The following is a 23,264-nucleotide window of genomic DNA, read 5'->3' on the forward strand; positions in this document are numbered from 1 at the left end:
TTCACCGTTCTCTCCTTTCCTTGAGGATTGCACAGATGCGGTTGTAGGCGGAAACCCGGTCCGGACCGGCGGCCGCCGCGACAGTTTCGGCCTCCAGACGCCGCCCCGCCCCAGGGGAGGCGGACGGCGCGGGCGGCTCCGTGGCCGCCCACTCCCGGACGCACAGCCCCAGCAGGGACGCCGGGGGGACGGCCCGATGAAGCAGTCCCGTGAGGGCCTCGCCGCTGCCGCGCCCGGCGGCCTCCCGCACGGAGGCGTCCCGCGGCGGGCCGGGGTCCAGACTGGTCAGACTCCGCCACGCGAACAGCGCGAAGACGGCCGCAAACACGGCAAGCAGCGGTCCCAGGCCGTATTGGAGGGCCAGGGACATGACACCCTCGCTCTCGAACACCCCGAGGTGGGACTCCTCGAAGATCACCCGGCGCGCCCCGCCGAGAAACCACGAAAGCAGGCGCGTCTGGCGGTCCCCGGCCAGGGCCTCGTTGCTGAAAAGGTAGCTGTCCGAACAGAGGACCACGCTGCCCGCCCCCAGGCCGCGCTCGGCGACCACAGGCGCGCCGCCGGCCGTGCAGACGGTCCGCCAATGCTCGTCCCCGGTCTCGATGCGGGCGTCTCCCCTCCAGGGCAGCGCCTCCGGAAGGGCGTCCTTCACCGCGTCCACGGCGCGCGCCTCCTTCACTCCCTTGGACTCCCCCTCTATGAAGGCGGCCCCCCACAGCGACTCGCAGGAGTCGCAGCACGCGGCGCACGCGCCCTTCTTCGGATCACAGGCCTGGTTCTTCTTCTCCGGCTTCTCCTCCGCCTTCTCCTCCGCCTTCTCCTCCGCCTTCTTCTCCGCCTTCTCCCCGTCCTTTTCGCTGTCTCCGTCCCCCTTCTTCGCGGCGTCGTCCCCGGAATCCTTGTCGTCCCCGGAGAGCAAGTCCAGACTTTCCGGAACGGCGATGACCACCCTGCCGCCGGAGGCCGCAAAGCGGGTCAGGAAACGCACGTCCGCGTCGGAAATGAGCCAGGGCTCGACCCCGACGATGAGCAGGGTGGTGTCGTCCCCCTCCGGCAACCGGTCCAGAGGGCGGACATTCCGGGAGACGGACCCCTGCGGGAGACCCTCCAGTGCCTCATAGAGGGCGCGGGTCCCCTTGGGGCCGCGCAGGTAGGAGGAGTAGTCGGCGCCCGCCGCCCCGGCGTCGAAATACCGGTGGAAATAGCGGTGCACCGCCGCGCCGAAGACGGCGAGGGCCAGAAGGGCAAGCACCACGGCCACTCTGTTAGCTCCGTGCAAGACGGCGGGTCTCCTCCATGAGGTTCAGCATCCGGTCCACCTGCGTCCGGTCCGCCGGAGACGTCCCATACCATGCGGGCTCAAACAGCCCCACCCCGTCGGTGAACAGGCGCAGGTATTCGGGCCGCGCGTGGGCGCGGCGGCGAAGCTCCTCCGCGTATTCGCGGTTGGACTTGTGGCGGGCGACCGCCACCTGGTTGTCCCGCGCCAGCGTGCCCAGCAGCCCCAGAAACGCGGCCCGGAGCGCCGTGCGGAACTCGCCGCGCGCCGCGTGCTCCAGCGCCAGCTCCCGCCACCGGTCCTCGGGCAGGTCGGCGGCGGTCACCGCCTCGTCCCCGGGGTTGGGTTCGGCGGTCAGGACGGCGGCCTCCAGCAGTTCGACCCTCTCCCGCCGGCGGCGGGCGTAAAGGACCGCCACCAGCAGAAGCAGCAGTGTCAAAGCCGCGAGCAGCAGCGCGTAGGACAGGCGCACTCCGGCCCCGGCGCCGCCCCCTTCGGGCGCATCGGGGATTACTTTATCCCACAGGTCTTGGAACCAGGAGACAATCCTGTCCACCCAGTCCACAAACTTCTCCCAGGCGCGCTGGACCGCCCTGCCCATCTCCCGGAGGAACGACAGGGCGGGCAGATCGTCCCGCAGATGGAACTCGCGGGAGACGCGCCAGGCGTATTCAGGACGGGCCAGCACCTCGTCCAGCGCCGTGTCCAGGGCCGCAGTGTCCGGCGGCGCGGGCGGCGGGTCCGTCCCGGCAAAGGCCGGGCCACCCAGGGCCAGGGCCGCAGCCGCGAGCAGCAGCGAGACTGCGGTGCGGCTCCGGCGGAGAAGCAGGAGCAGGTCCTCCCCCGTGGCCTCCGTCTCGCAGTGGTGGCAGCGCACCACATGCACCGCCTTGACCAGGGGGTCGAGACACAGCCAGGACAGCACGGCGACCAGGGCGATGAAGGCGCCGTCCTCCATGAGGCCGGAATCCCACACGGACACGGACCGGATGCCCAGGAAAATGCGCGCCAACTGGGGAAGCATGAGCAGGGAAAGCGCGACATTGGCCGCAACCACCAGAAAGAACGGGCTCAACAGCAGCGCGGCGGCAGCGAGAAGCCCCCCCCAGGCGTAGGCCAGGAAACCCACGGGGGTGTACCCCTCCACCAGGGGAAGCAGGAGCAGCCAGAAGAGCGCCGCAAACAGCCCCAGCGCGGGGGAGAAGGCCCAGATCAGCAGGTGGTTCCCTTTCGGGTTGTGCTTGGCGGCCCGGACGGCCCGTCCGCACAGCGCGCCCAGGGAGGGGTTCGCGCCGTCATCCAGCACCGTCAGATTCTGGAAGAAGGCGTGCACCCAGGCAAATGGCAGGGTGGCCAGCAGGGCCAGCGGGAGCGCCGCCAGGCTCCACGGCTGGAGGGCCGCCTGCCGGACACAGACCCGCAGCCATTCCCCGGGGGTGACGGGTTCAGCGGAAATGTCCAGCAGCGTCTCCCGAAGGCGGCGTGCGTAAAAGGTCTGCCAGGTCTTCATCCACACAAACAAGGCGGCGAGGCCAAAGGACATCCCCAGGAGTCTGGACCCGTCCAGCACGGGGGCGAGGGCGCAGTCGGCGTAGAAGAACAGCACCGCCGCGGCGAAGGGCAGGCTTCCCGTCAGATGGAGGGCGAGGGCGGGAAAGCCCGCCGCCCGGACAACATCAAAGGCCTCCTCGGCCGTCGCGAGAAAAGGGTATGACGGCCTGTCCGTCATTCCGCCTCCCCCCCGGTGTCCGCTGCATCCTCATGAAAGGTGTGGGGAAGGGCGTGCAGGCCGTAGCCCACCCCGAAAAAGACCAGCCACAGCATCAGCAGCCCGGCCAGCGCGGCCAGAAGGGGGAAGAGCCCGCCCGCGCGGCGGTTCCCGGCCGCCCCGCGCCGTTCGAGCCGCGCGATGCAGGCGGCGCACAGCAGCCGCCCGCCATGCTCCACCACGCATTCCCGGCAGAAGAACTGGCGGCATTCCGGGCACCGGGCCGCCGCCTCGCGGCCCGCGTGGTTGCTGCAGCGTTTCTCACTGAGCGGTGTCGTCATCATCCGCCCCCGCCGGTCCGGTTCCCGCAACAGACAGCGGTGCTTCGCCCCGTTTCTCCGCGTCCCGCTTCCGGACCCACGCCGCCTGGTCCTGGACCAGCATCAGGCCGACCGCCCCCAGCAGCACCGCGACAAACCCCGAGGCCACGACGAGAACCTGAAACACGGGGCTGGCGTAGCGCGTTTCCTGGGCGGCTGCGGCCGGGTCAAAGTAGGGCAGTATCGCCATGAACTGCATGACGAAAACCAGAAACCCGCCCAGATACACCACCAGCGCGATCAGCGCCTGCTTGAGCCAGGGGACCGTCAGGCCGCGCGAATGGCGGGAGAGGGCAACGATCGTCAGCCCCACGATGAGCGCGATGAGCCCGGTGTCCGCCGCGTTCTTCCAGGAGTTGGAGACAAAGGCGTCGGCAATGCAGCTTGCCCCCAGCAGCATCAGGAACCCGAAGGCGGCGGCGTGCCACCGGACCGAGCGCAGGGGTTCCCGGGGCGTGTCCCGTCCTGCGGAATCCTGCATGTCCGCCCGGTGCCTTCCGGGCTCCAAAACCGCTGTCTCCCCGGCGGCCTCCAGCTCTCCGGGCTGCAGGGGGCCGCCCTGGGCCGCCACGATGTGCGGCGCCAGCTCGTGGAGCGCGGCCAGGGCCCTGCGGTGCCGCCCGAGGGCCTTCAGCTCCTCCTCCTGCACGGCGGTGTGGAGCACGCAGACGCTCGTGGGACCGAGGATAAGGCTGCGCGAAAACGCGAACCCGGCGACCGCCATGGCGGGCCAGGCAAACACGGAAACGACGACCGGAACGGGCACCGGGGAGAAAACATAGACGGCAACGAGCACCGCGAACACCACCAGAGACACCACCAACACGACGGTCCCGCCCCGGGTCTTTCCCAGGCTCATGCTCTCGATGTCGCTGAGGTAGAAGCGCCGGACACGCTCGCTGTACCCGTTGTTCGTCACATGCAGCAGATGGTCTCCGGCCAGCCAAAGAGAGTGCCGGCCACCCACGGGGGGGGACCAGCACTTCGCCAGGCGCCGCATTTCCCGGGGGTCTTTCATGTCGGAAGCCCCCCCTCAACAACGTACAAGTACCACAGGAGCCCGATCAGGAAGAGAATCCCCACCAGCTGAAGCATCGCCAGCAGCAGCGCCACCACAAACCGCCACCGCCCGCGGGGCACGGCGCTCAGGGGTTTGGACCAGTATTTGAACACGATATACAGGACCACTGGCGCGGTGAACGGCGAGAAGTACGGGATCAGGGTCGAGATGAGGGCCATCGTCAAGGCCACCTCATCGTACAGCATCTGGCCGGACCGTTCCCGCACCTTTGCCAGCCCGGCCTCCCCCTTCGCGTGGCAGGCGGGGCAGTAATGCCCCCCGCCGGGGGCCTCAATGTCGCACAGGGCGCACAGGAAGCATCCGCAGGCGTCGCAGACGGCCTCGGCGCGTTTCTCGGAGTGGTGGAAGCAGGTGCTTTCGTCCGTGAGCACCACGGCGCCCGCATCGGGGCGCGCGGGCGCGGGCCGCGCCAGCGCCGGAAACAGCCAGAGGTCCTGCCGGGCCCCGCACCCGGGGCAGAAGACCAGCATCCGGGCGTCCTTCAGCGACGCCTCAAACGAGAGCCGGCAGTTCGCGCAGCGCGCCGCGTAGACCCGCATGTCTCCCCTCCCCTATTTCCGCACCACGCGCGTGTCGCAAATGCGGTCGTGCAACGTCCGCTTCTCGTCATCAAAGGCCGCCATGATGAAACCGGCATAGAGGATGACGCTGCTGAGCAGCAACCCGAAATAACGGCCCAGGGCGCGCAGGTAGGAGACCCTTCCCCCGTCGGGGCGCACCACGCGCAGGCCCAGCGCCATCTTGCCCGGCGTGGCGCCAAAGCGCCCCGTGAACCCCGTGAAATAGGCGATGGCTATGGAAGAATTCAGGAGCACGGACAACAGGATGGTCCAGCCGGACATCCCGCTGAGATCCGTCTGGGACATGCCTTCCATGAAGGGGAGAAGCATGACCAGCACGCTTGTGACGTAGAGAATGAGCGTGTCCAGGAGGTAGGCGACAACGCGTATCCAGAACCCGGCATAGCGCAGGGAGTACCGCGCGCCGTAGGTCGCCGGAAGGTCTGCCCCCTCGCGCACGCGCTGCAGGAACACGGGCTTGCACGCGGCGCAGATGCGGATGCCCTGGTAGTCCATCAGGTCCCCGTCGGGGAACTGCCCCCCGCACTCAACGCAGGTCCCCGTTGTCCCCGCCGTTTCCGGCGCCGCATTCAGCTGGGCGAAGGGCTTCCACTCGGTCATGCCCTGCCGCCACACCAGGGTGTTGGGAAGGATATCCCCCGCGTCCACCCGCTGCTGAAACTCCTCCCCGGTGTACGGACCGGTGCGCTCCCCGTTGATCACCGCGTAATACTGCACAGCCTGGTTCCTCCGCAGATCCGTTTTGACCTGCGGCAAGAATACACTAACGCCGCCGGACGGTCAACTTGGACCACCGGCGGCGTTGATATGGAGCCTACAGGGTGAACTCGACGGTGAGGATCTTCTTGGGGCCGAAGGCGAGCCTGAGCGTGCTGCCCCCGGGGGCGAGGGTCTCGCGGCGCTCCTCGTTCAGGTTGGTGAGCCACGCGCCGGTGAGGGGGCGGTGGGTCCGCACCACGCCGTCCACGGGCTTCGCCGTCGGGTTGAACACGCGGAGGATGTAGCTGCCGGGCCGGTCCTCGGCCTGCTTGAAGGCCGTGACCTGGAGGTTTTCGCCCTCCAGCGTGAGGAAGCTGAGGGCCTTGGGCAGGGTGCCCGTGTGCGGCCCGGCCTGCGCGGGCTCCAGCGGCAGGTTCATGTCCTCGGCCTGGGCGTAGACGCCGTTGGTCCAGTCGCCGCTGTGGGGGTACAGGGCGTAGGTCCACTCGAACTTGCCGATGCACTGGGCCAGCTCCATGTCCGGGAAGGTCTCCCAGCGGCCGAACACGGGGGAGTTGCGGAAGGTGAAGGCGCGCAGGAGCGTGACGGCCAGCGGCTTGTCCGCCCGGTCCATGGCCTCGTACTCGCGGAGCCCGGAGTTGTTGAGGACGGCGAAGCCGTGGGTGCCGTCCGTCATGTCCACGAAGCGGTGCATGGGGTACTGCGGGTTCGGCTTGCCGAAGTAGGCGTTCCCCTCCTTGACATGGATGTCGCGGCCGATGACGTCGTAGGAGATTTCCGCGTCCGTGCGGTCGCAGCCCGCGAGGCGGGTGGGGAACACCACGCGGAGACGGTGGTGTTTGCAGGTGTTCTCGAAGGAGGTCTGGATGTCCAGGCGCGGCGAGTCGGCCCGCAGGGTGAAACGGCTGGTGACGACCATCTCACGCCGCTCCTTCGTGCGGCCCGTGTCGTTGATGTCGCCCTCGCGGAAGTCCACATAGGGCTCGTCCTCGACGCTGACGGGGATGCTCAGGTGGTAGTCCACGCGCATCCGAGCGAGCAGGGGCCCGTCCTCCTCCAGGGCGATGTCGCAGGGGCATCCGTGGGAGGTGATGACCTCGTTGCGCTCGGGCTCCATATGGATCCACGAGTGGCCGGTCTCGCCGGAGTCCTCGAGGTAGTGCAGGCCGGTGTAGGCGCGGCCCGTCTCCTTGTGGAGGAGATCGAGGGTGCCGTCGCTGTTGAACCGGACGCGCACGAAGGCGTTCTCCAGCACGTTGACCTCCGGCGCGAGGCTTCCGGGCGCGCGGTCGAACATCTCCTCGCGGGCGACGTGGTAGGTGGCGTAGCCGTAGGCGGGCACCTCGTCCAGCTCGACATGGCAGCGCACGCGCTCCGTGCGGACCTCGACCGAGATGTCCTGGAGGTTGCGCACGAGCACGCCCATGGGGAAGCGCTCCTGCCTCTGCATGCGCAGCTTCTTCCCCGTCGCGGGGTTCACGAGGCTGAAGGCCTCGTAGCCCATGTTCTGCGGCATGTCCACCAGGCAGGAGACGACGCCCTTGCGCGGGAACGGGCAGGGGTTGAAGACCGTCACCACGCTGTCGCGCGGGGACAGGTCGCCGTTGTCCACCTGCCGCTGGACGGCCTCCAGGGCGCGGCGGGACAGGCCGTCGCAGATGATGTTGATCTGGTCGAAGCGGAAGTGGGAGTCCTTCTCCATCTGGTCAATGCCGCCGCCGGTGATGGTGTCGTGCGGGTGGTTCTGGAGGAGGAAGCGCCAGCAGCGGTCGAGGGCGGTCTTGAGGTACTCGCCGCCGGCCATGGAGGCGACGGCGCTCCAGGGCTCGGCGCGCCGCTGGAGGTTGACCTCGGAGGCGTGGTTGGCCTGCTTCAGGCGGGGCCGCGCGCTGATGACGTCGCCGAAGAGATGGGTCCACTTGCCCGTGGCGCCGGGGTCGCGGAACTCGCCGCGCAGGACGATGGGGTCCTTCACCTCGGCGCGGATGCCGTTCATGTACTCCTCCAGGCTGGAGAAGCGGATGTCATGCTCCGGCAGCAGCTCCTGGCAGAGCTTCATGATCCGCGTCTCCTCGGGGTCCGGGTTCGACGAGTCGAAGCCCTGCATGGCCACGATGTGGCGCGAGGAGAAGTGCTCCGACTCGTCCCGCACCAGCTTCAGGAGCTGCTCGCGGATGGGCGCGTCGTTCCACTGCTTCTTCTTGTCGTCGAGGATGTAGTAGTGCTCCCGCGGGCGCGCGTCGGACGCCAGCCGGAACGGCGCCGCGCCCCGGTCCCAGTCGTAGCGCGTGAAAACCTCGTCCGACCCGTAGCGCAGGACCCGGTAGACGTAGATGTAATAGCTGAACCGGCTCATCGTGCCGAACCGCGACCCGAAGAGCCGCGAGCCGTCCGGCCCCTCCAGGATGTACTCGCACTTCGGCGTGTTGATCCCCCGGTAGAAGATGATCGTGTCAATGTCGAAGCCGTTGTAAATCTGGGGAATCTGCGAGGTCTGGCCATAGCTGAACGGGGTGTACCCGATCTTGGAGACCTTGCCGAGACTGTCGGCGCTGCGGTGGCCCACCACCAGGTTGCGCACCAGCGACTCGCCGTTGCAGATGTACTCCTCCGGCAGGGAATACCACGGGCCGACGATGAGGCGGCCGGACTTCACATGCTTCTCGATGTCGGCGCGCCGCTCCGGGCGCAGCTCCAGGTAGTCCTCCACGCACAGGGTCTGCGAGTCCATGGTGAACGAGTGAAACTCTGGGTCCGTGTCCAGCAGGTCCAGCAGCTCGTCCATGAACTTCAGCAGAAGCAGGCGCGTCTCCTCGAAGGGGTAGCCCCATTCCCGGTCCCAGTGGGAGTTGGACACGACATGGATGATCTTGCGCTCGTCGGACATGATGGAGTCTCCTGAAATAAGGCCAGCGGCCCGCTGCATGCTGGAAACAGCCCCGGGGAACCCGGGGAAACGCCCCGAAATGTACACCGGAACGGGGGGGAAACACAAAAAACGCAGGGTGAAACACGGACGAAAAGACGAGGCAGGCGGGACGCCTGCGGTACGCAAGCCCGTACCGCCGCCGTCCCGGCGGCCTTGTCTTCAGTCTTCCGCGTAAACACCGTGTCCCCTGAGAAGCACCGGGCCCATCACCGCGCTGATGAACGCCGCCGCGCGCGGCGGGCGCCTGCGGCGGCGAGGACTGTGGCGAGGATGGCTAGGCCCATGCCCTCGGCGACGGGCAGCTTGGGCGTGACGTCGAGGGTGAACACGGGGGATTTCAGCCCGGTGGTGCCCGCGTCGGAGACGAGGCAGTAGAACTGCGCGCCGTCGTCGCCCCACTGGGGGGTGACGGTGAGGACGGGCGCGTCGGTGCCGACGAGGGTGTCGGCCTTGCCTGCGGTGACGCGGTGCCACTCGTAGGCCGTGTCGCCGGAGCCGCCGGAGGCGGTGACGGAGAAGCTGGCGGGCTCGCCCATGACGGCGGACCGCTCCAGCGGCCCGTCGGCGCGCACGGTCAGCACCTCGGGAATGCTGTACACGCCCTCGGCGCAGTTCACATAGACGCGTCCGCCGCGCAGGCGGAGGGTCTCCAGGCGCGCGGCGTGGCGGCCGAGGGCGGCCGGGGCCAGGCTGGCCCCGTCGGCGTCGGCGCGGAAGACCAGCAGCTCGCCGGGTTCTCCCCAAATATTGGCGGTGACATAGACACTGCCCGCCGCATCCACCGCCAGGCCCGCCGCCCCGGTGAAGGGCGCGGGGATTTCGCCCCAAACATGCCCGGCAGGCAGCAGGGGCGCGCCCGCCGGGTCCGCCAGCGCGGCGGCGACCTCTGCGGCGGACCAGCGGAACACCAACGGCTGGCCGGAGTAAACGTAGCCCGGCGCGTAGAACAGGTTTCCGTCCGCGTCAAACGCGAGGGGGCCGGAGGAGTCGCCGGGCTGGCCAATACTCACGAGATTGTCCAGCGCCCCGGTCCCGGACAGGGGCATGTAAAAAATCTCGCTGGGGCCGTAGCCCGTGGCGCCGGAGGCGAAGAACTGCGCGCCGTCGCGGGTGTCCGCACCCCAGAGGCTGGGCGTGCCCTCGACGGTGGTGTAGGCCAGGAGCGGCGCGCCGCCGGACAGGGGCAGGACGTAGTAGTTGAAGTCCCAGCGCGCGTAGTCGCCGCCGTCGTTGAAGTAGAGCCAGGGACCGACGACCGTCACCCGCGATCCGGGGAAGGCGGCGTCGCTGTCGTAGAGAACCGTGCGGCCCGCACCGACGCCCCGGTAAACCGTCAGGCCCAGCGCCCAGTCCGGGTCGCCGGTCAGCGTGTAGAGGTCGCCCGCGGCGTCGAAATCAAAGCTGACCACGGACTCCCCGGCCGGGGCCGTGTCATAAGGCATGAAGGTGTACCCCGTGAGGGAGGTGATGGGCTGCGCCGCCCCGGCGACGGCGAACAGCGCGGTGGCAAGAAAGAAGACGCAACGGACAGGGAACAGGGAACGGTGAAAAGACATGACGGAAACCCTCGTTTCGTTGCGGGGGTTCCGCAGGACCGGCGGGCTTCCCGGCGGGACGCCTCCGGCACGGACGTGGAACGGGCGTTCCACGGGGTCCGTAACCTCCCGCGAGGAGGGCCGCCGGGGTCGCGCGGGACACCCGGGCCCTGTCGGCAGGTCTTCGGACTCACAGGCGGGCCGCTACGGGCGGCGTCCTACTGGATGCTGCTTCCCAGGCCACAGGGCCCAGTGCGTCTGGAGCGCGGGGGCGCTCCCGGCATCGTTCGTTCCTGATTACCGCTGCGGGGCAGTTCCGGATTCACACCGGATTCCCTCTTGGCGCGCGCCCTCGCGGACACGCGAACCGACGCGGGCAGGATACCGGAGGGGCGTTCCGCGAGTCAAGAAGAGGGCGCAGCAAGCGGCGCCCCTACATGCCCGTGCCCTGGGCGCTCGCGGGAACGAGATGGCTTCGCTTCGCTCGCCATGACGGGTTGAAGCGCGTCGTGGCGAGCGAAGGGGCGCGTCATGGGCATCGAATAAGCTCGTCATGGCGAGCGAAGCGAAGCCATCTCTTGCCCGCATTGACTCCGGTCCGAAGACGGGGTAGCCCATGACGCAGGATCACGCGGGCGCGGTGCCCTTGCCCAGGACTTCCTTGAACGCCTCGACGGCCTTTTCGGTGGCGGCGTCGTCCACGTCGCGGTGGAAAACGGCGCGGACGCGCCGCGCGCCGCGGGGCAGCACGCGGATCTCCCGCTCGCGGAGTTCGCGGACGACGCGGGCGGCGTCGTCCACCTCGATGTAGAGGATGTTGGTGGGCGAGGGCAGCGTGAAGCGGACGCCCTCCCCCTCCAGGGCGGTGCGGAGGCGGCGTGCGCGGCGGTGGTCGTCGGCGAGGCCGTCCACATGGTGTTCAAGGGCGTAGAGCCCCGCGGCGGCGAGGATGCCGGCCTGGCGCATGCCGCCGCCGAGCATCTTGCGGAAGCGCAGGGCGCGGTGGATCGTTTCACGGTCGCCAAGGAGCAGCGACCCGGCGGGCGCGCCGAGGCCCTTGGACAGGCAGAAGCACACCGTGTCGCAGGGCTGGACCAGGAACCGGGCCTCCATGTTGGCCGCCGCCGCCGCGTTGAACAGGCGCGCGCCGTCGCAGTGGAGCCGCAGGCCGCGCTCGCGGCAGAGGCGGCCGATGCCCTCGATCTCGCCGTGCTGGTAGTACGCGCCGCCGCCCCGGTTGGCGGTGTTCTCGATGGACACGAGGGTGGTGTGGGCGTAGTGCGGGTCGTCGGCCTGCACCACCAGGGCCGCCACCTGCTCCGCCGTCATCTTGCCGAAGGGGTCGGTGACGGTGCGGGTCATGAGGCCGCCGACCATGGCGAGGTTGCCGCTCTCGTAGTGGAAGGGGTGGGCGCCCTCGCTGAGGATGACGGCGTCGCCGGGCCGGGTCTGGGACAGGAAGGCGGTGAGGTTCGCCATGGTGCCCGTGGGCAGGAGGAGGGCCGCCTCCTTCTCCAGAAGTTCGGCGGCATGGTCCTGCAAACGGTTGACCGTGGGGTCCTCGCCGTAGACGTCGTCGCCGACTTCGGCGCCGGCCATCGCCTTTCGCATCCCCTCCGATGGGAGGGTGACGGTGTCGCTGCGCAGGTCAATCATCGGAAGCCTCCTCTTTCCCCGCCGGGTGCGGCGGTGCGGCGCGCCGGCGGCGGCGGTCCTTCTGCTTGCGCAGGCGCGCGGCCTTTTTAGCCTCGGGGCTGTCCGCGCCGAGGCTTTGGTTCTCCAGCAGCTCGCACAGGCGCCGCCGCGCGTAGAACCGGTTCAGCGCCTGGGACCGCGCCTCCTGCATCCGCACCTCCAGCCCCGTGGGCAGGTGGCGGAGCTGGACACACGACGCGGTGCGGTTGATCTTCTGGCCGCCGGGGCCGCCGCCCCGGATGAAACTCTCGCGCAGGTCCTCCTCGCGCAGGCCGCAGCGGGCCATGCGCTCGCGGAGCTCGGCCTCCTTCTCGGGACGCACGCCGAACGAGGGCATCACGCGGGCCTCCGGTCAGCGGAAGTCGCCAGTCAGGCGGAAGGCCGCCCAGTCCGGCGATTCCGGGTGCGCCGCGCGCAGGGCGTCCGCCGCCGCGCGCGCCGCCGAGGCGCGGTCGGCGCCCGCCTGCGCGGCGAGGAAGGCGGTGAGATACTCCCGCGCCACGGCCGGGGCGACGGGCCAGAGCGGGAGGATGACCGAGGACGCGCCCGCGTGGCGGAAGGCCTCGGCAAGGACCGAGAACACCTCGGCGCGCGGTGCGCTTCCCGCGGGCTCGGCGGTCCAGTCCAGCATCACGGCGGCGGCGGGCAGGTTGAGCCCGAGGACGCGCGCGGGCGGGGTCTCCCCCTGCACGCCATCCCCGCCCAGCAGCACCGGGCAGAGCATCGGATCGGGGGGCGTCAGATTCAGGTTGGCGGACAGGAAAAGCATGTCCTCCGGCGCGGCGCCCTCCAGCAGCCGGGTCAGGGTCGCCTCGGCGCCGAAAACATGGTCGCCCGCGGGCAGGCCGGCCGCGTCGCCCGGAGCGGCGGCGGGCAGGAAGGCCCGGAGGCGCGCCGCCTTGACGGCGGGTTTTTCCACCGCCTTCAGGAGCAGCCCGGCGCTCTCGGCGAAACTCAACACATGCGACTGCCCAATCGGCGTCCCGGCGGCCGTCATCAACGGCCAGGGGAGCGGGGACAGCACCTCGTCCGGACACAGGACCACCCGCTGCGCCTGCGCGAGACGCTCCGCGCAGGGGTCCAGCAGCGCGGCCGAAAGCCCCGCCAGGGGGGCGGCGGCATCGGCGGACGCGGCCCGCGCCGCGCGGGCCGCGTGGAGCCCCGACAGGGCGGCCGCCTCGTTCAAGTCCAGCGCGCGCGCCTCGACGAAATCGGCCCCCGCCATGACCACCACCGCGCCGTAGGCGTCCACAGCATAGTTCAGAAGAAGGGTCCCCGCGGGCAGGACCGCGCGCAGGGCGGCCAGCTCGCCGGGCTGGACGGCGGGGTAGTTCAGGTTCTCCGGAGATACAAACTCAACGGCCCGGTCCAGCCAGGCCAGCCTTTCGACATCGCGTGCCAAACGGCCAAGCAACCGGTCAATTTCTTCGGCATCTCCCGCCGCCTCGGCGTCTTTGAGGCGGGCCTCAATCCACGGCACCCGGAGGCGGACGGCCTCCCGTTCACTGGCGGCATCGGTGCGGGCGGAGTCGTCGGTGATGCTTCCCCCCAGCAGGGTGGTGACCCTCGCGGTCTTGAAGGATTCGGCCGCCGCGAAGGCGTCCTCATGTTTCCCCAGGGCGGCGAGTGCCCGGACGCGCGCGACAGCGGCGTAGCGGAGCATGCGCTGGCCTGTTCCCCGGTTGAAGGCGTCGGCATCCATGAACTGCCTTCCGGCGGCCGCCTTGGCCTCGGCCTTGTCCACGGCGGCCAGGGCGTCTTCAGGGTGCCCCTGGCGGTTCAGCGCGGCGGCGAGCTTGAGATACACGTCCACCGCGCGCTGGAAGTCGCTGAGATAGGTGGACCCCTCGTAGTAGGGCAGGGCCATCTCCGCCAGGATGCGCGCCCCCGCGTTGTCCCCCTCGGCGAGGCGGCAGGCCAGCTCCCCGGCAACGGCCTCGGCGGTGAAGAATTCGTTCACGGGGCCCTTCCAGGGGACCTCCTTGTCGTTCGCTTCGCGCAGTGCGGTGATCTCCGGGTCGTCCAGGGGCCGGACGGCGGCGAGCGTCTCCAGCAGGCGCCCCTGGCAGTAGCGGATGTAGTCGGTGTGCGCGATCTCGCGCGCCACGGCGAGGGCGTCGCGCCACGCGCCGGCGGCGCGCTCCATGTGCGCCGCGCCCGCCCCAGGATCGCGGTCATACAGCATGCGCCACGAAATCGCCAGATTCTGGTGGTTGCGCATCGCGCTCTCGCGGTTTTCACCGCGCGCGGCGTGGCCCAGCGCCGCCAGGAAATAGTCCACCGCGACATCGGGCTCCTCAATGTAGTTGTACTGGGTGCCCACCTCCTGGTTGATCCACATGAGCCGCAGGTCCCCCTCCTTGTCCCCGTCGGCAACCGAAGGCGCCACTGCGAGGGCGGTGGCATATTCGGCGATCTGGCGGCGGACCCGGCGGTTCTTGCGGTGCCGCTCGGCAAAATCCACATGCTGCCCGACGTTTTCCCAGGAGGGGGTGCGGTCGGACAGGGTGGCGGTGTACCCGACATACTCCTGAAGAGCCGCCTTTTCCGCCTCCGGAGCGTACTTGACGGCGCTTTCCATGCTCCTCAGCGCCTCCTCGTACCGGCCCAGCAGGCGCTGGGTGTCGGACAGCCACCACCAGTGGTAATAGTTCTCCGGCGCCTTCTCTGACACCTCTTCCAGAAGACGCAACGCCTTCTCATAGGCACCCGTCTCCTTCAGGGAAAAGCCAAGCCGCCCCGTGACCTCCAGGTCGGCCGGGTCCAAGGCCTGGGCAGCCGACAGATGCTCGACGGCCTTGGGGTAGTCCTCCTTCTCATATGCATCCATGCCCAGCCTGCGGGGTTCGGCGGCAACAATCGCCCCGGGACGCCCTTCGGAAATGGCGGCGGCCGGCGAGGGGGAAGCATCCTGCGCGGCCGGAGTGCCCGTCACCACGGCGGGGTCGCCGGGAACAGCGGCCAGGGAGACCAGGGAAAGCAGGACACAGCCAACCCAGAGCGGGAGGGCGCGGCGGAGGATGGAAACCGGGGGGATGAGCATTCGGGGCGTTCCTTTAAGGTGTGAGAATCTCGGGCTGAGTATGCGCGCGGCGGACCGCAGGACGCAACAATCCGCCGGAGAACCGCTCCGCGCCGACATCCCCCGGAAATCCAAGCCGTCCCGCAAATGGCCTTCGTGAGCGCGCTCCGACGGCCAGTTGAGTTCCGCCCCCCCCTGTCTGCTATACTCCAGAGGGGTTCTGGAGCCGCGTTTTGGCGCGTTTCCAACGCCCAAACGGGCCCCGGGCAGCCCCCCTGCCGGGGCTTTGTGGTTGTTTGAAGAAGGGTGGGCCGCCCGCACGCGGGGAACAACACCGCACCCCCGCGGTTTCCCGACCGGGCAACGGGACGCCCCCGCTGTTTCCCCCAATGAGCGGTACTGGGAGCCTGAAGGCGATGAATTCTGCCCGCCAGGACGGACTGAAGAAGACAACTCGACGCGTCATCACCAAACGGGGTGTCATGTGGCTGGGGCAGACCTGCAACCAGCGCTGTTACTTCTGCTACTTCATTGACCGCATCGAGGACCACGACCACCCCGAGCACGCCTTCATGACCCTGGAGAAGGCGAAGAAAATCTGCCACACCCTGCGGTATGTCTATGGAAACAACGCCATAGACATTCAGGGCGGCGAGCCGACGGTCTACCGGGACATTCTGGAACTGGTGCGCTACTGCCGGGAGATCGGCCTGATCCCCACGCTCATCACGAACGGGCTGGTGCTCTCCGCGCCGGGGCAGATCGAGAAGTACCGGGACGCGGGCCTGCGCGATTTCCTCGTGAGCCTCCACGGCATCGGCGACATCCACGACGAGGTGGTGCGCGTGAAGGGCGCCCACAAGAAGATCATCGCGGCCATCGAGCGGATGCAGGCGCTGAACTTCCCCTTCCGCATCAACTGCACCATGTCCAAGCCCGTGGTGCCGATCCTTCCGGAGGTGGCGCGGCACGCCATCCAATACGGCGCCTACGCCGTTAACTTCATCGCCTTCAACCCCTTCGGCGACCAGGAGGGAAAGCGGCGCTCGGACACGGTGGCGCGCTATTCGGAGGTGGCGGAGAAGCTGACCGAGGCCATGGACCTGCTGGACGCGGCGGGCATCGAGACGAACGTCCGCTACCTGCCCCTGTGCATGGCGGAGGAGCGGCACCGCAAGAACTTCTACAACTTCCAGCAGCTCACCTATGACACCCACGAGTGGGACTTCCAGAGCTGGGCGTGGACCATGCGCCAGACCCAGATGCGCAAGGAGGGCGACGTCATGCAGCCCTTCTTCATGGGCAAGCCCTACGGGCGCGAGCTGCAAAACGGCGACGCCCTCTACATCCGCGACCATTACGAGCGCAGCCCCGTGATCCAGGGCGTCAAGTTCGCCGGACAGCGCGCGCTGGCAAAAATGGTCCAGACCCTGAGCGGCCTCGACACCGTGTACCGGGAGGAGGCGCGCATCCGCGCGGAGCGCGACTGCCACTACCAGTACCACCCGGCCTGCGAGGGATGCGCCGCCCGCGACATCTGCGACGGCTTCCACGGCGACTACGCGGAGCTGTTCGGCACGGAGGAGGCCAGGCCCATCTCCGGCGCCCCCCGCCTCCAGGACCCCCGCCACTACATCAAGGACCAGGTGAAAACCGTCGAACCCGAAGACGAGTCCTGGGCGCTGTGACCCGACGTTGACGGCAGGAAAGAGGACAGGCCTGCGGCATCATGCGTGAACCGGACGGAAAGGAAAACACCCCCCTCCCGGCGGCGGGGCCCCTGCGGCCCGTCCGCGGGCTGGTCCTCACACGCAACCGCCGCGGCGTCCCCTTCGCCCTTACCGACCTCCGCAAGTGGATCCGCCTGAACGCGGATGTGTTCAAAACGCGGAAGATGGACCTGCTGGCCGGGGCCGACACCCTGCCCCTGCTGGCCGACTTGGCGGATTTCACGCGGCGCGAGAACGCCGTCCTCTCCCTCCGGGTGCAGGACGCGGCACTGCCCGGCCTCTTCACGGCCGCCGCGCATGCCGGGGTTCTCGACCTCTTCTTCTGTCCGCCCTCCCCGGACCCGGCAGTCCTTGCCGCGTTTCTGGACAGCGCCGAGCAGGCCGGGATGCCGGTGCGGGTGCAGGTCTCGCCGGTTCCCGGCGCGCTGACGGACCCGGACACGCTGGCGGGGACGCTGAAGCGCGCCGCTTCGGTGAATGTCGCCCTTTCCGACCCCTTTCTCCCCGCCCCGGCGCGCCCCCTGGAGGACGCGGCAGTGGTCTGGATGAACCGCCTGGTGCGCGCCCTGGACGAGCGGGGCGTCGAGGCGAACCTCGTCGGCCTGCCCTTCTGCCAGGTGTCCGAAGAAAACCGGCCGCACCTGCTCAACCGCCAGCAGTTCTTCCTGGACCACCAGCAGTACAACAAGGCGTCGTATGAGCTGGCGGAGAAGGTGTTCGGCTGCGGCCCGCACCGCCTGTCGAAAGTGCTGGAAAACCTGCTCGCGCGGGGGGCCTCGCTCCACCACGCCATTGACCGCGCGCTCCTGCCGTGGATCCTGGACCATCCCCGGGCGCATGTGCGTACCTGGATGCTGCACAAGGTGACGCGCCATTTCCGCTTCCTCCAGAAGACCGTCCCCCTGCCGGAGACGGTGTCCGCCTGCGAGGCCGAGGTGGCGAAGCTCCGCGGGGAGCAGCGCCGGACCCTGGGCCCGGTCTGCGCGCAGTGCCGTTTCCAGCGCGTCTGCGACCACGAGACCCCGGCCTTTCGCGACCTGCTCCCCGGTCTGCGCATCCGCGCCGAAGAAGGAAAACCGCTGCTGGCCGCCCCGTGCGGGGAACGGGAGCGCCCGCGCCACTACGACGCGGTGGACGAGGCGCGGCGGCGGATGCCGGCGCATCTGGAGGCGCTGGCAGAGAAGGCGCGCATGATCGTCATGCGCGACACGCCGACCCGCGAGATTCCGCTCTCCGCCTACGAGATCGAGAACCATTATTCGCCCCTCGACGACGCGTCGCGGCGGTGGTACTCCTTCTCGCGCGGCGAACTCCTCAGCACCGTGCTCGGCCGGCTGGAGCCGCCCTTCACCCTCACCCTCACCTTCGGCGGCGGCATCGCCGAGCAGATCGGCTTCAGTTTCGGGCGCAACGCCAAGGTCGTCTGCCCCATGATTGACTACTCCCACCGCCTCGCCTTCCACGTGGACGCCGAAGGGCACTATGTGCTCCTGCGCGACGGCGTGCAGGTGCGGCCCACGGAGTTCGAGGGCGCCCCCCGCACCCCCGTGGTCCTTTCGGGCGTGCTGGAGCCCCGCATCTCCATCCACAACATAGACGGCTTCCTCCTCACCCAGTCGCTCATGCTCTGGGAGGGCGACGGCCGCCCGCCGGAGAAGCGCCCCGGCGTCAAGTACTCCGTCGTCATCGTCAGCACCCGCTACGCGCGCCGCCTCCAGGCCGTGCTACTGGGGTTGGCCAACCAGCGGGACGTGGACTTCTCCCTGCTGGAGGTAGTCGTCGCCCACGTCCCCGGCATTGACGGCACCGACGACCTCATCGAGAGCGTGCGCCAGGCCTGCCCCCACCTGCGCATAGTCAACTCCTGCTTCTCCGAGGACCATGTGCGGTCCAAGGGCTTCATGATCAACGAGTCCCTCCACGTCGCCTCCGGCGAATGGATCGTCCTCATGGACTCCGACATCGTCGTGCCGCCCGACATCTTCCGGCGCATCGAGGAGGTCGAAAAGGGCGCGCACTTCATCGCCCCCGACGGGCGCCGCATGGTCTCCCCCGAGATGACCGCCCGCATCCTGCTGGGCCAGGTGCGCCCCTGGGAGGACTACGCCGCCGCTGTCGCCGCCACGCCCGACTACCGCTACCGCGAGGGTGCGGGTGTGCCCTGCGGCTTCTTCCAGTGCGTCCGCAGAGAGGTCCTCGAAACCCTCCCCTACGAGGAGCTCGACCACTTCGAGGCCTCCGACTGGATCTTCGGCCGCGACGTCATCAACCGCTTCGGCAAAGAGACCCGCCTCGAGGGACTCGACGTCCTCCACCTAGACCACGGCGGCCGCCAGTGGTACGGCACCCACAAACACCGCTGAGGCGGGGACGGCGCGGAGCGAAGGCGATCCGACAAGAGATTGCCACGCCGGCCCGGGGCGGCCGGCTCGCAATGACGTATTAACCGACGGTCCCGCGCCACACAGGCTCTCAACCCGTCATTGCGAGCGCAGCGCGGCAATCTCGTTCTCGCCATCGCCACAGTCTTCCCCCGTCATTGCGAAGGCGCGCAGCGCCTGAAGCAATCCCGTGCCCGCCATCGCCACAGTCTTCCCCCGTCATTGCGAAGGCGCGAAGCGCCTGAAGCAATCCCGTGCCCGCCATCGCCACAGTCTTCCCCCGTCATTGCGAAGGCGCGAAGCGCCTGAAGCAATCCCGTGCCCGCCATCGCTACAATGCCCCGCCCCTCCCGTCCGGCAACTGCCCGCGCCGAGAACAAGTTGCCCGACACCCCCCGGCGTGCCGTACACTCTCTCCGAAACGAGAGGGAGACCCGCCATGCGCCCTGCCCTGTTCCTGCTCCTCGCCGCCATCCTCTGCGCCTTCAACGCCCCCGCCCAGGACGCCCCCGCACCGGCGGCCCCGCCGCAAAGTGCCCCCCCTGTCGCGGCGATCCCTCCTGCTCCGGCGTCACAAGCAGTCCTTGCCTCCCCGCCCGCCGTCCCAAGTCCCCCGGTGCCTGAGGACAAGGAACTCACGCGGCTGGAGGAAAGGATTAACAACCTGGAAGACAAGCGCATTGATGAGGACGACGCGAACGCCACAGTCTTAGAATCATCGCCACTGAACTCACGCGTGGATCAAACTCCGCGCGACCGCACACAACCTTTGAGGATTGGACTGAATGCCGCATATGTGCCGCTTCTACAGACGCTCGTCTGGCCGCTCTTCTTGGCAATCCTCATTGCCGTCTTTCGCAGTCACTTCAGCCGACTCCTTGATGCGTTTCGCAGGCGGATCGAAGAAGGAAGCTCTTTCAAAGCTGGCCCCTTTGAGATTGGTGAGAATCTGAGGTCGTTGGACTACAGACCACCATCCAGCGAGCAACAGCAGACTGCCGTTGCGGAGTCGGCCGGTGAGCAAGAGGATCAGGGTGAATGGGCGCAGAAGCGAACAGGCATCTATCAGCAGAATCGCGGCATTTTCTTGGCACACGTATTGACGCCGCCGAGAAGAGCGCGAGAGGGATACGATATCTACATCTACCTGATCCGGCATGCGAGCAATGAAAGTCACAGGCCTCGGGATTTATCCGATGTGGCGTATGCGGAGTTCTTTCTCGGGCACATGTGGGGAAACAGAGTGTTTCGGGAGACTCCCCATGACGGCATGATTGGAATGTCCACGTATGCTTACAGCCCTTTCCTCTGCATATGCCGGGTTCACCTCAGGGATGGATCCGTTGTGAAGCTGGACCGGTACATCGATTTCGAAATGGGCGACTTCTACAACCGCAAGCACCCGAACAGCGCGCGGGATAACCAGTCCCCCGCAAGCTGCCACCTGGAAGCGGGGCCGTGACGCGCAGGCCACCAGACTGGGCCACCTCCAACGAGCTCGCCCTAACAGATCCATTCTTGGCGGTCCGCTCCGGCTCAGCCTTCGGTTAACCCGAAAAGGAAGCCGTCTTGATACCTTCCAGCATATCTGGTAGGATCGTGGTCGAAGATGGTCGGGAAGCGGTTGGATTGCCGCCCACGCACCGTCATAATTGAGCCAGTCCCTGTCGAAGGAAGGGGATAGCCTCACGGAGGATGCGCAATGTCAGTTTCGAATTTCCTATGGAGTGAAAAGAACGCTTTTCTTGCGTCTCTTCATACTGGAATTGTCCATGGCATGGTTAACACTTGGAAACGTTGTGCCAGCCTCAAAAACAGTCCACAGGAGCCGGATCTTGTTGCTGGTTTGGTTCTTGAGAGCACCCCATTCCTTTATGAAGCGCTCCAGGCCATACTGAAGCCGCACCGCATCGGAGTATCGCTTGCATCCGTCTTCTGCCATCAGAAGCCGGAAGTCGCATTCGATTCATCCGCGAAACCGTGTGAGCTTGGCGATGTGCTCTTTGTATATGTGCATACGCCCAGGCGCGGTCCATGCCGCAGGAACGCCTTGCTCTTCCAGGCAAAGATGTCTTCGAAACAACCATATCCCATTCGAGCTGCCGAGCGTCATCAACTTCAGTTGTATGCAGAGTGGCCCGATTTCAGGTATGCCCGGTCTTCTGGCCTAACAGGCCAGACCCGGAACGTCAATCCAAAGGCTCCGCACGCTGGCGCACAATACCTTCTCATTGACGACAGACCGCCCGATGAGCCCGCAAGTGGACTTCTTGGCTTTCCAGGCACGTATCCTATCGGGTGTTGCATGCCTGACGAGTTTCTGCACGATCATGCTGACTTGGCCTCCGAGCTCTTCCATCTGTTCCTCTTTCGATCCGGCAGGGCGTTTGAAGATCATGGTGCGGCGGGGTGCGCGAACGATTGGTCCCAAGTGGTGTGGGACCTCATCGAGTACGGCATGAAGTACCGTTTCAACCGGGCGAGGTCGGATCGCCAGAACAGTCCTCGCACTTATGCGGCTTCCGCTGACGGACTCTCGTTCTGTCAGACATCACCAAATCGTCGTATTGACACCGTGTCACAGGCAATCGGGCACAGCGATGCATCACGGTTTTTTGAGTCGGGCGGAGATGAGCCCCCTCGACACTCGGACAGACAGACGAATGATGGCGAGCCGAGATCGGGTGTTTCCTTGATTCTTATCGAGACATGGGAACGGCTCAACGAGGAATAGGGTACGTCGGTCCGTTGCCCCATTGAACGTGCTCAGCGAGCTAGACCGCCATGTAGCGCCGCTAGTGGCTGTCAACTGTGCCAGGGCCACGGCGAGAACGGGATGGCCGCGCTGCGCTCGCCATGACCGCGGAAATGCACGTCATTGCGAACGAGCGAAGCGAGTGCGGCAATCTCGTTCCCGCCATCGCCACAGTCTTCCCCCGTCATTGCGAAGGCGCGCAGCGCCTGAAGCAATCTCTTGCCCGCCACCGCCACCTTCCGCCGCCTACAGCACGACAGCCACGGCGTTGCCGGGTTCGCCCGGGCCGCCGTGGTTGAGGGCGTGGACGCGGTATTCGAGCTGGAGGCCGCGGGGTTGATCGGTCAGGGTGATGCGCGGAAGGAGTGAGACGCCGGCGTGGCGCCATTCGCCGAGGGGGCCTCCGGCGGCGTGTTGTTCGCGCCGTTCGATGATGTAGGTGCGCACGCGGCCGCCGTCGCCGGACGGGGGCGCCTTCCAGACGAGGGTGAGGGCGGCGCCGTCCTCCTGGGCGACCGTGAGCCCGCGCGGCTGTCCCGGCGGATCGGCGGCGCGGGACCCGGCCTTGGGCCCCCATCCGATCAGGGCGAGCGTCTTCGGGTCCCCCGCCGTGTCCACCTCGGACTGGCGCAACTGCACCTTGACGAAGGCCTCCAGCCGTTTGAGGGACGCCTTCTTCTCCTTCGTGGCCATCTGCGCAAGGGCCTGGGCCTTGGTCTGGTTGTCCATCCGCGCGTGGAGGTCGTCGAGGCGCGCCTGGAGGCCGGCGGCGTCCGCACGGGGGATCAGGGACGGCTCATCGGCATAGCCCGCGATCATGCCGGCGGCCAGGGAGAGCAGATCGGCCTCCCGTTTCGGGAAATCAGGCATGACAACCCCTCCTTTTCCGGGGAAAACGCCCCGTTTCCAAGGAAAAGATAGCACATCCCCCAAAAAATCGCAAGCACATTCTGCGGCATATCGGGCCGCAACACACCGCCGCGCCACGCGGCATCCCGTCTCGCTCCGCTACACCCTGTCGCGCTCCGCGATATCCTATCTCGCTCCGCGACAGGCCGTAGCGGAACACGGACTTCTATATCGGCCCGAGACACACCATAGCGCGCCGATACGACCTGTCGCGGCCCGCGATACGGCATATCGCCCCGCGACAGGGTATATCGGCCCGAGATGCCAAATCGCGAAGCGATGCAACCAAAAGATTCTTCTTTGTGTTCTTTGTGTTCTTTGTGCCTTCGTGGTGAAAACTCCGGAAAGATTTACCACGAAGGCACAAAGGACACAGAGAAGGCGGTGAAAGTCAAAGCCGTGCCGGGAACGAGATGGCCGCGCTTCGCTGCCAATGAAGTGGACGTATTCTTCCGCGCTCCAAGCCGCCGGTTTTTCTCTGCCAAACGTGGAAATGGCCGAAAGCGAAAGTCTTGGGCATCCCGGAGGGATGCAGGACATTAGCCGGTGGTTGAGCGCA

At 67.6% G+C, this 23,264-nt stretch carries 15 protein-coding genes and 1 riboswitch; of the genes, 3 read left to right on the top strand and 12 right to left on the bottom strand.

The window, feature by feature from the left end:
* Position 1: 1 nt before the first annotated feature.
* From GXY15_02510 to GXY15_02560, 11 genes are all read right to left on the bottom strand, one after another.
* Positions 2–1,279, bottom strand: a complete 1,278-nt coding sequence (locus tag GXY15_02510; protein NLV40086.1) for a DUF4350 domain-containing protein — start codon at positions 1,277–1,279, stop codon at positions 2–4.
* Positions 1,266–3,008, bottom strand: coding sequence for a DUF4129 domain-containing protein (locus tag GXY15_02515; protein ID NLV40087.1), 1,743 nt, complete (start codon positions 3,006–3,008; stop codon positions 1,266–1,268). The genes GXY15_02510 and GXY15_02515 overlap by 14 nt, the downstream gene beginning before the upstream one ends.
* Positions 3,005–3,331 carry a rhomboid family protein gene (locus tag GXY15_02520; protein ID NLV40088.1) on the bottom strand — a complete coding sequence of 109 codons (327 nt, stop codon included), beginning with the start codon at positions 3,329–3,331 and terminating at the stop codon, positions 3,005–3,007. The genes GXY15_02515 and GXY15_02520 overlap by 4 nt, the downstream gene beginning before the upstream one ends.
* Positions 3,309–4,385, bottom strand: coding sequence for a hypothetical protein (locus GXY15_02525; GenBank protein ID NLV40089.1), 1,077 nt, complete (start codon positions 4,383–4,385; stop codon positions 3,309–3,311). The genes GXY15_02520 and GXY15_02525 overlap by 23 nt, the downstream gene beginning before the upstream one ends.
* Complete coding sequence (locus GXY15_02530) at positions 4,382–4,987, bottom strand: hypothetical protein (GenBank protein ID NLV40090.1); 606 nt, start codon at positions 4,985–4,987, stop codon at positions 4,382–4,384. Before GXY15_02530 ends, GXY15_02525 begins: the two co-directional genes overlap by 4 nt.
* Positions 4,988–4,999: 12 nt before the next feature.
* Complete coding sequence (locus GXY15_02535; GenBank protein NLV40091.1) at positions 5,000–5,746, bottom strand: RDD family protein; 747 nt, start codon at positions 5,744–5,746, stop codon at positions 5,000–5,002.
* 97 nt (positions 5,747–5,843) lie between these two features.
* Entirely contained in the window at positions 5,844–8,636 is a 2,793-nt protein-coding gene (locus GXY15_02540; GenBank protein NLV40092.1) for a hypothetical protein, read from the bottom strand.
* Between the two features lie 248 nt (positions 8,637–8,884).
* Positions 8,885–10,234: a hypothetical protein gene (locus GXY15_02545; protein ID NLV40093.1), complete on the bottom strand. Its 1,350-nt coding sequence runs from the start codon at positions 10,232–10,234 to the stop codon at positions 8,885–8,887.
* Positions 10,235–10,370: 136 nt separating this feature from the next.
* Positions 10,371–10,600: riboswitch (cobalamin riboswitch) on the bottom strand.
* A gap of 240 nt (positions 10,601–10,840) precedes the next feature.
* Positions 10,841–11,869, bottom strand: coding sequence for a low-specificity L-threonine aldolase (ltaE, locus tag GXY15_02550; protein NLV40094.1), 1,029 nt, complete (start codon positions 11,867–11,869; stop codon positions 10,841–10,843).
* Positions 11,862–12,245, bottom strand: coding sequence for a peptide chain release factor-like protein (locus GXY15_02555; protein NLV40095.1), 384 nt, complete (start codon positions 12,243–12,245; stop codon positions 11,862–11,864). The genes ltaE and GXY15_02555 overlap by 8 nt, the downstream gene beginning before the upstream one ends.
* A 15-nt stretch (positions 12,246–12,260) precedes the next feature.
* Positions 12,261–14,951: a CHAT domain-containing protein gene (locus tag GXY15_02560; protein NLV40096.1), complete on the bottom strand. Its 2,691-nt coding sequence runs from the start codon at positions 14,949–14,951 to the stop codon at positions 12,261–12,263.
* 395 nt (positions 14,952–15,346) lie between these two features.
* On the opposite strand from GXY15_02560, the gene GXY15_02565 reads away from it, so the two are divergent.
* The 3 genes from GXY15_02565 (at position 15,347) to GXY15_02575 (ending at position 20,503) form a co-directional block, all read left to right on the top strand.
* Positions 15,347–16,618: a radical SAM protein gene (locus tag GXY15_02565; protein NLV40097.1), complete on the top strand. Its 1,272-nt coding sequence runs from the start codon at positions 15,347–15,349 to the stop codon at positions 16,616–16,618.
* Positions 16,619–16,659: 41 nt separating this feature from the next.
* Positions 16,660–19,023 carry a glycosyltransferase gene (locus tag GXY15_02570; protein ID NLV40098.1) on the top strand — a complete coding sequence of 788 codons (2,364 nt, stop codon included), beginning with the start codon at positions 16,660–16,662 and terminating at the stop codon, positions 19,021–19,023.
* Between the two features lie 457 nt (positions 19,024–19,480).
* Positions 19,481–20,503 carry a hypothetical protein gene (locus GXY15_02575; GenBank protein NLV40099.1) on the top strand — a complete coding sequence of 341 codons (1,023 nt, stop codon included), beginning with the start codon at positions 19,481–19,483 and terminating at the stop codon, positions 20,501–20,503.
* Positions 20,504–22,042: 1,539 nt separating this feature from the next.
* On the opposite strand, the gene GXY15_02580 is transcribed toward GXY15_02575, so the two are convergent.
* On the bottom strand, positions 22,043–22,666 hold the full coding sequence (locus GXY15_02580; GenBank protein ID NLV40100.1) for a fibronectin type III domain-containing protein: 624 nt from the start codon (positions 22,664–22,666) through the stop codon (positions 22,043–22,045).
* Positions 22,667–23,264: the final 598 nt, after the last annotated feature.

It is taken from the genome of Candidatus Hydrogenedentota bacterium (assembly GCA_012730045.1).
Classification (GTDB): Bacteria; Hydrogenedentota; Hydrogenedentia; order Hydrogenedentales; family CAITNO01; genus JAAYBR01.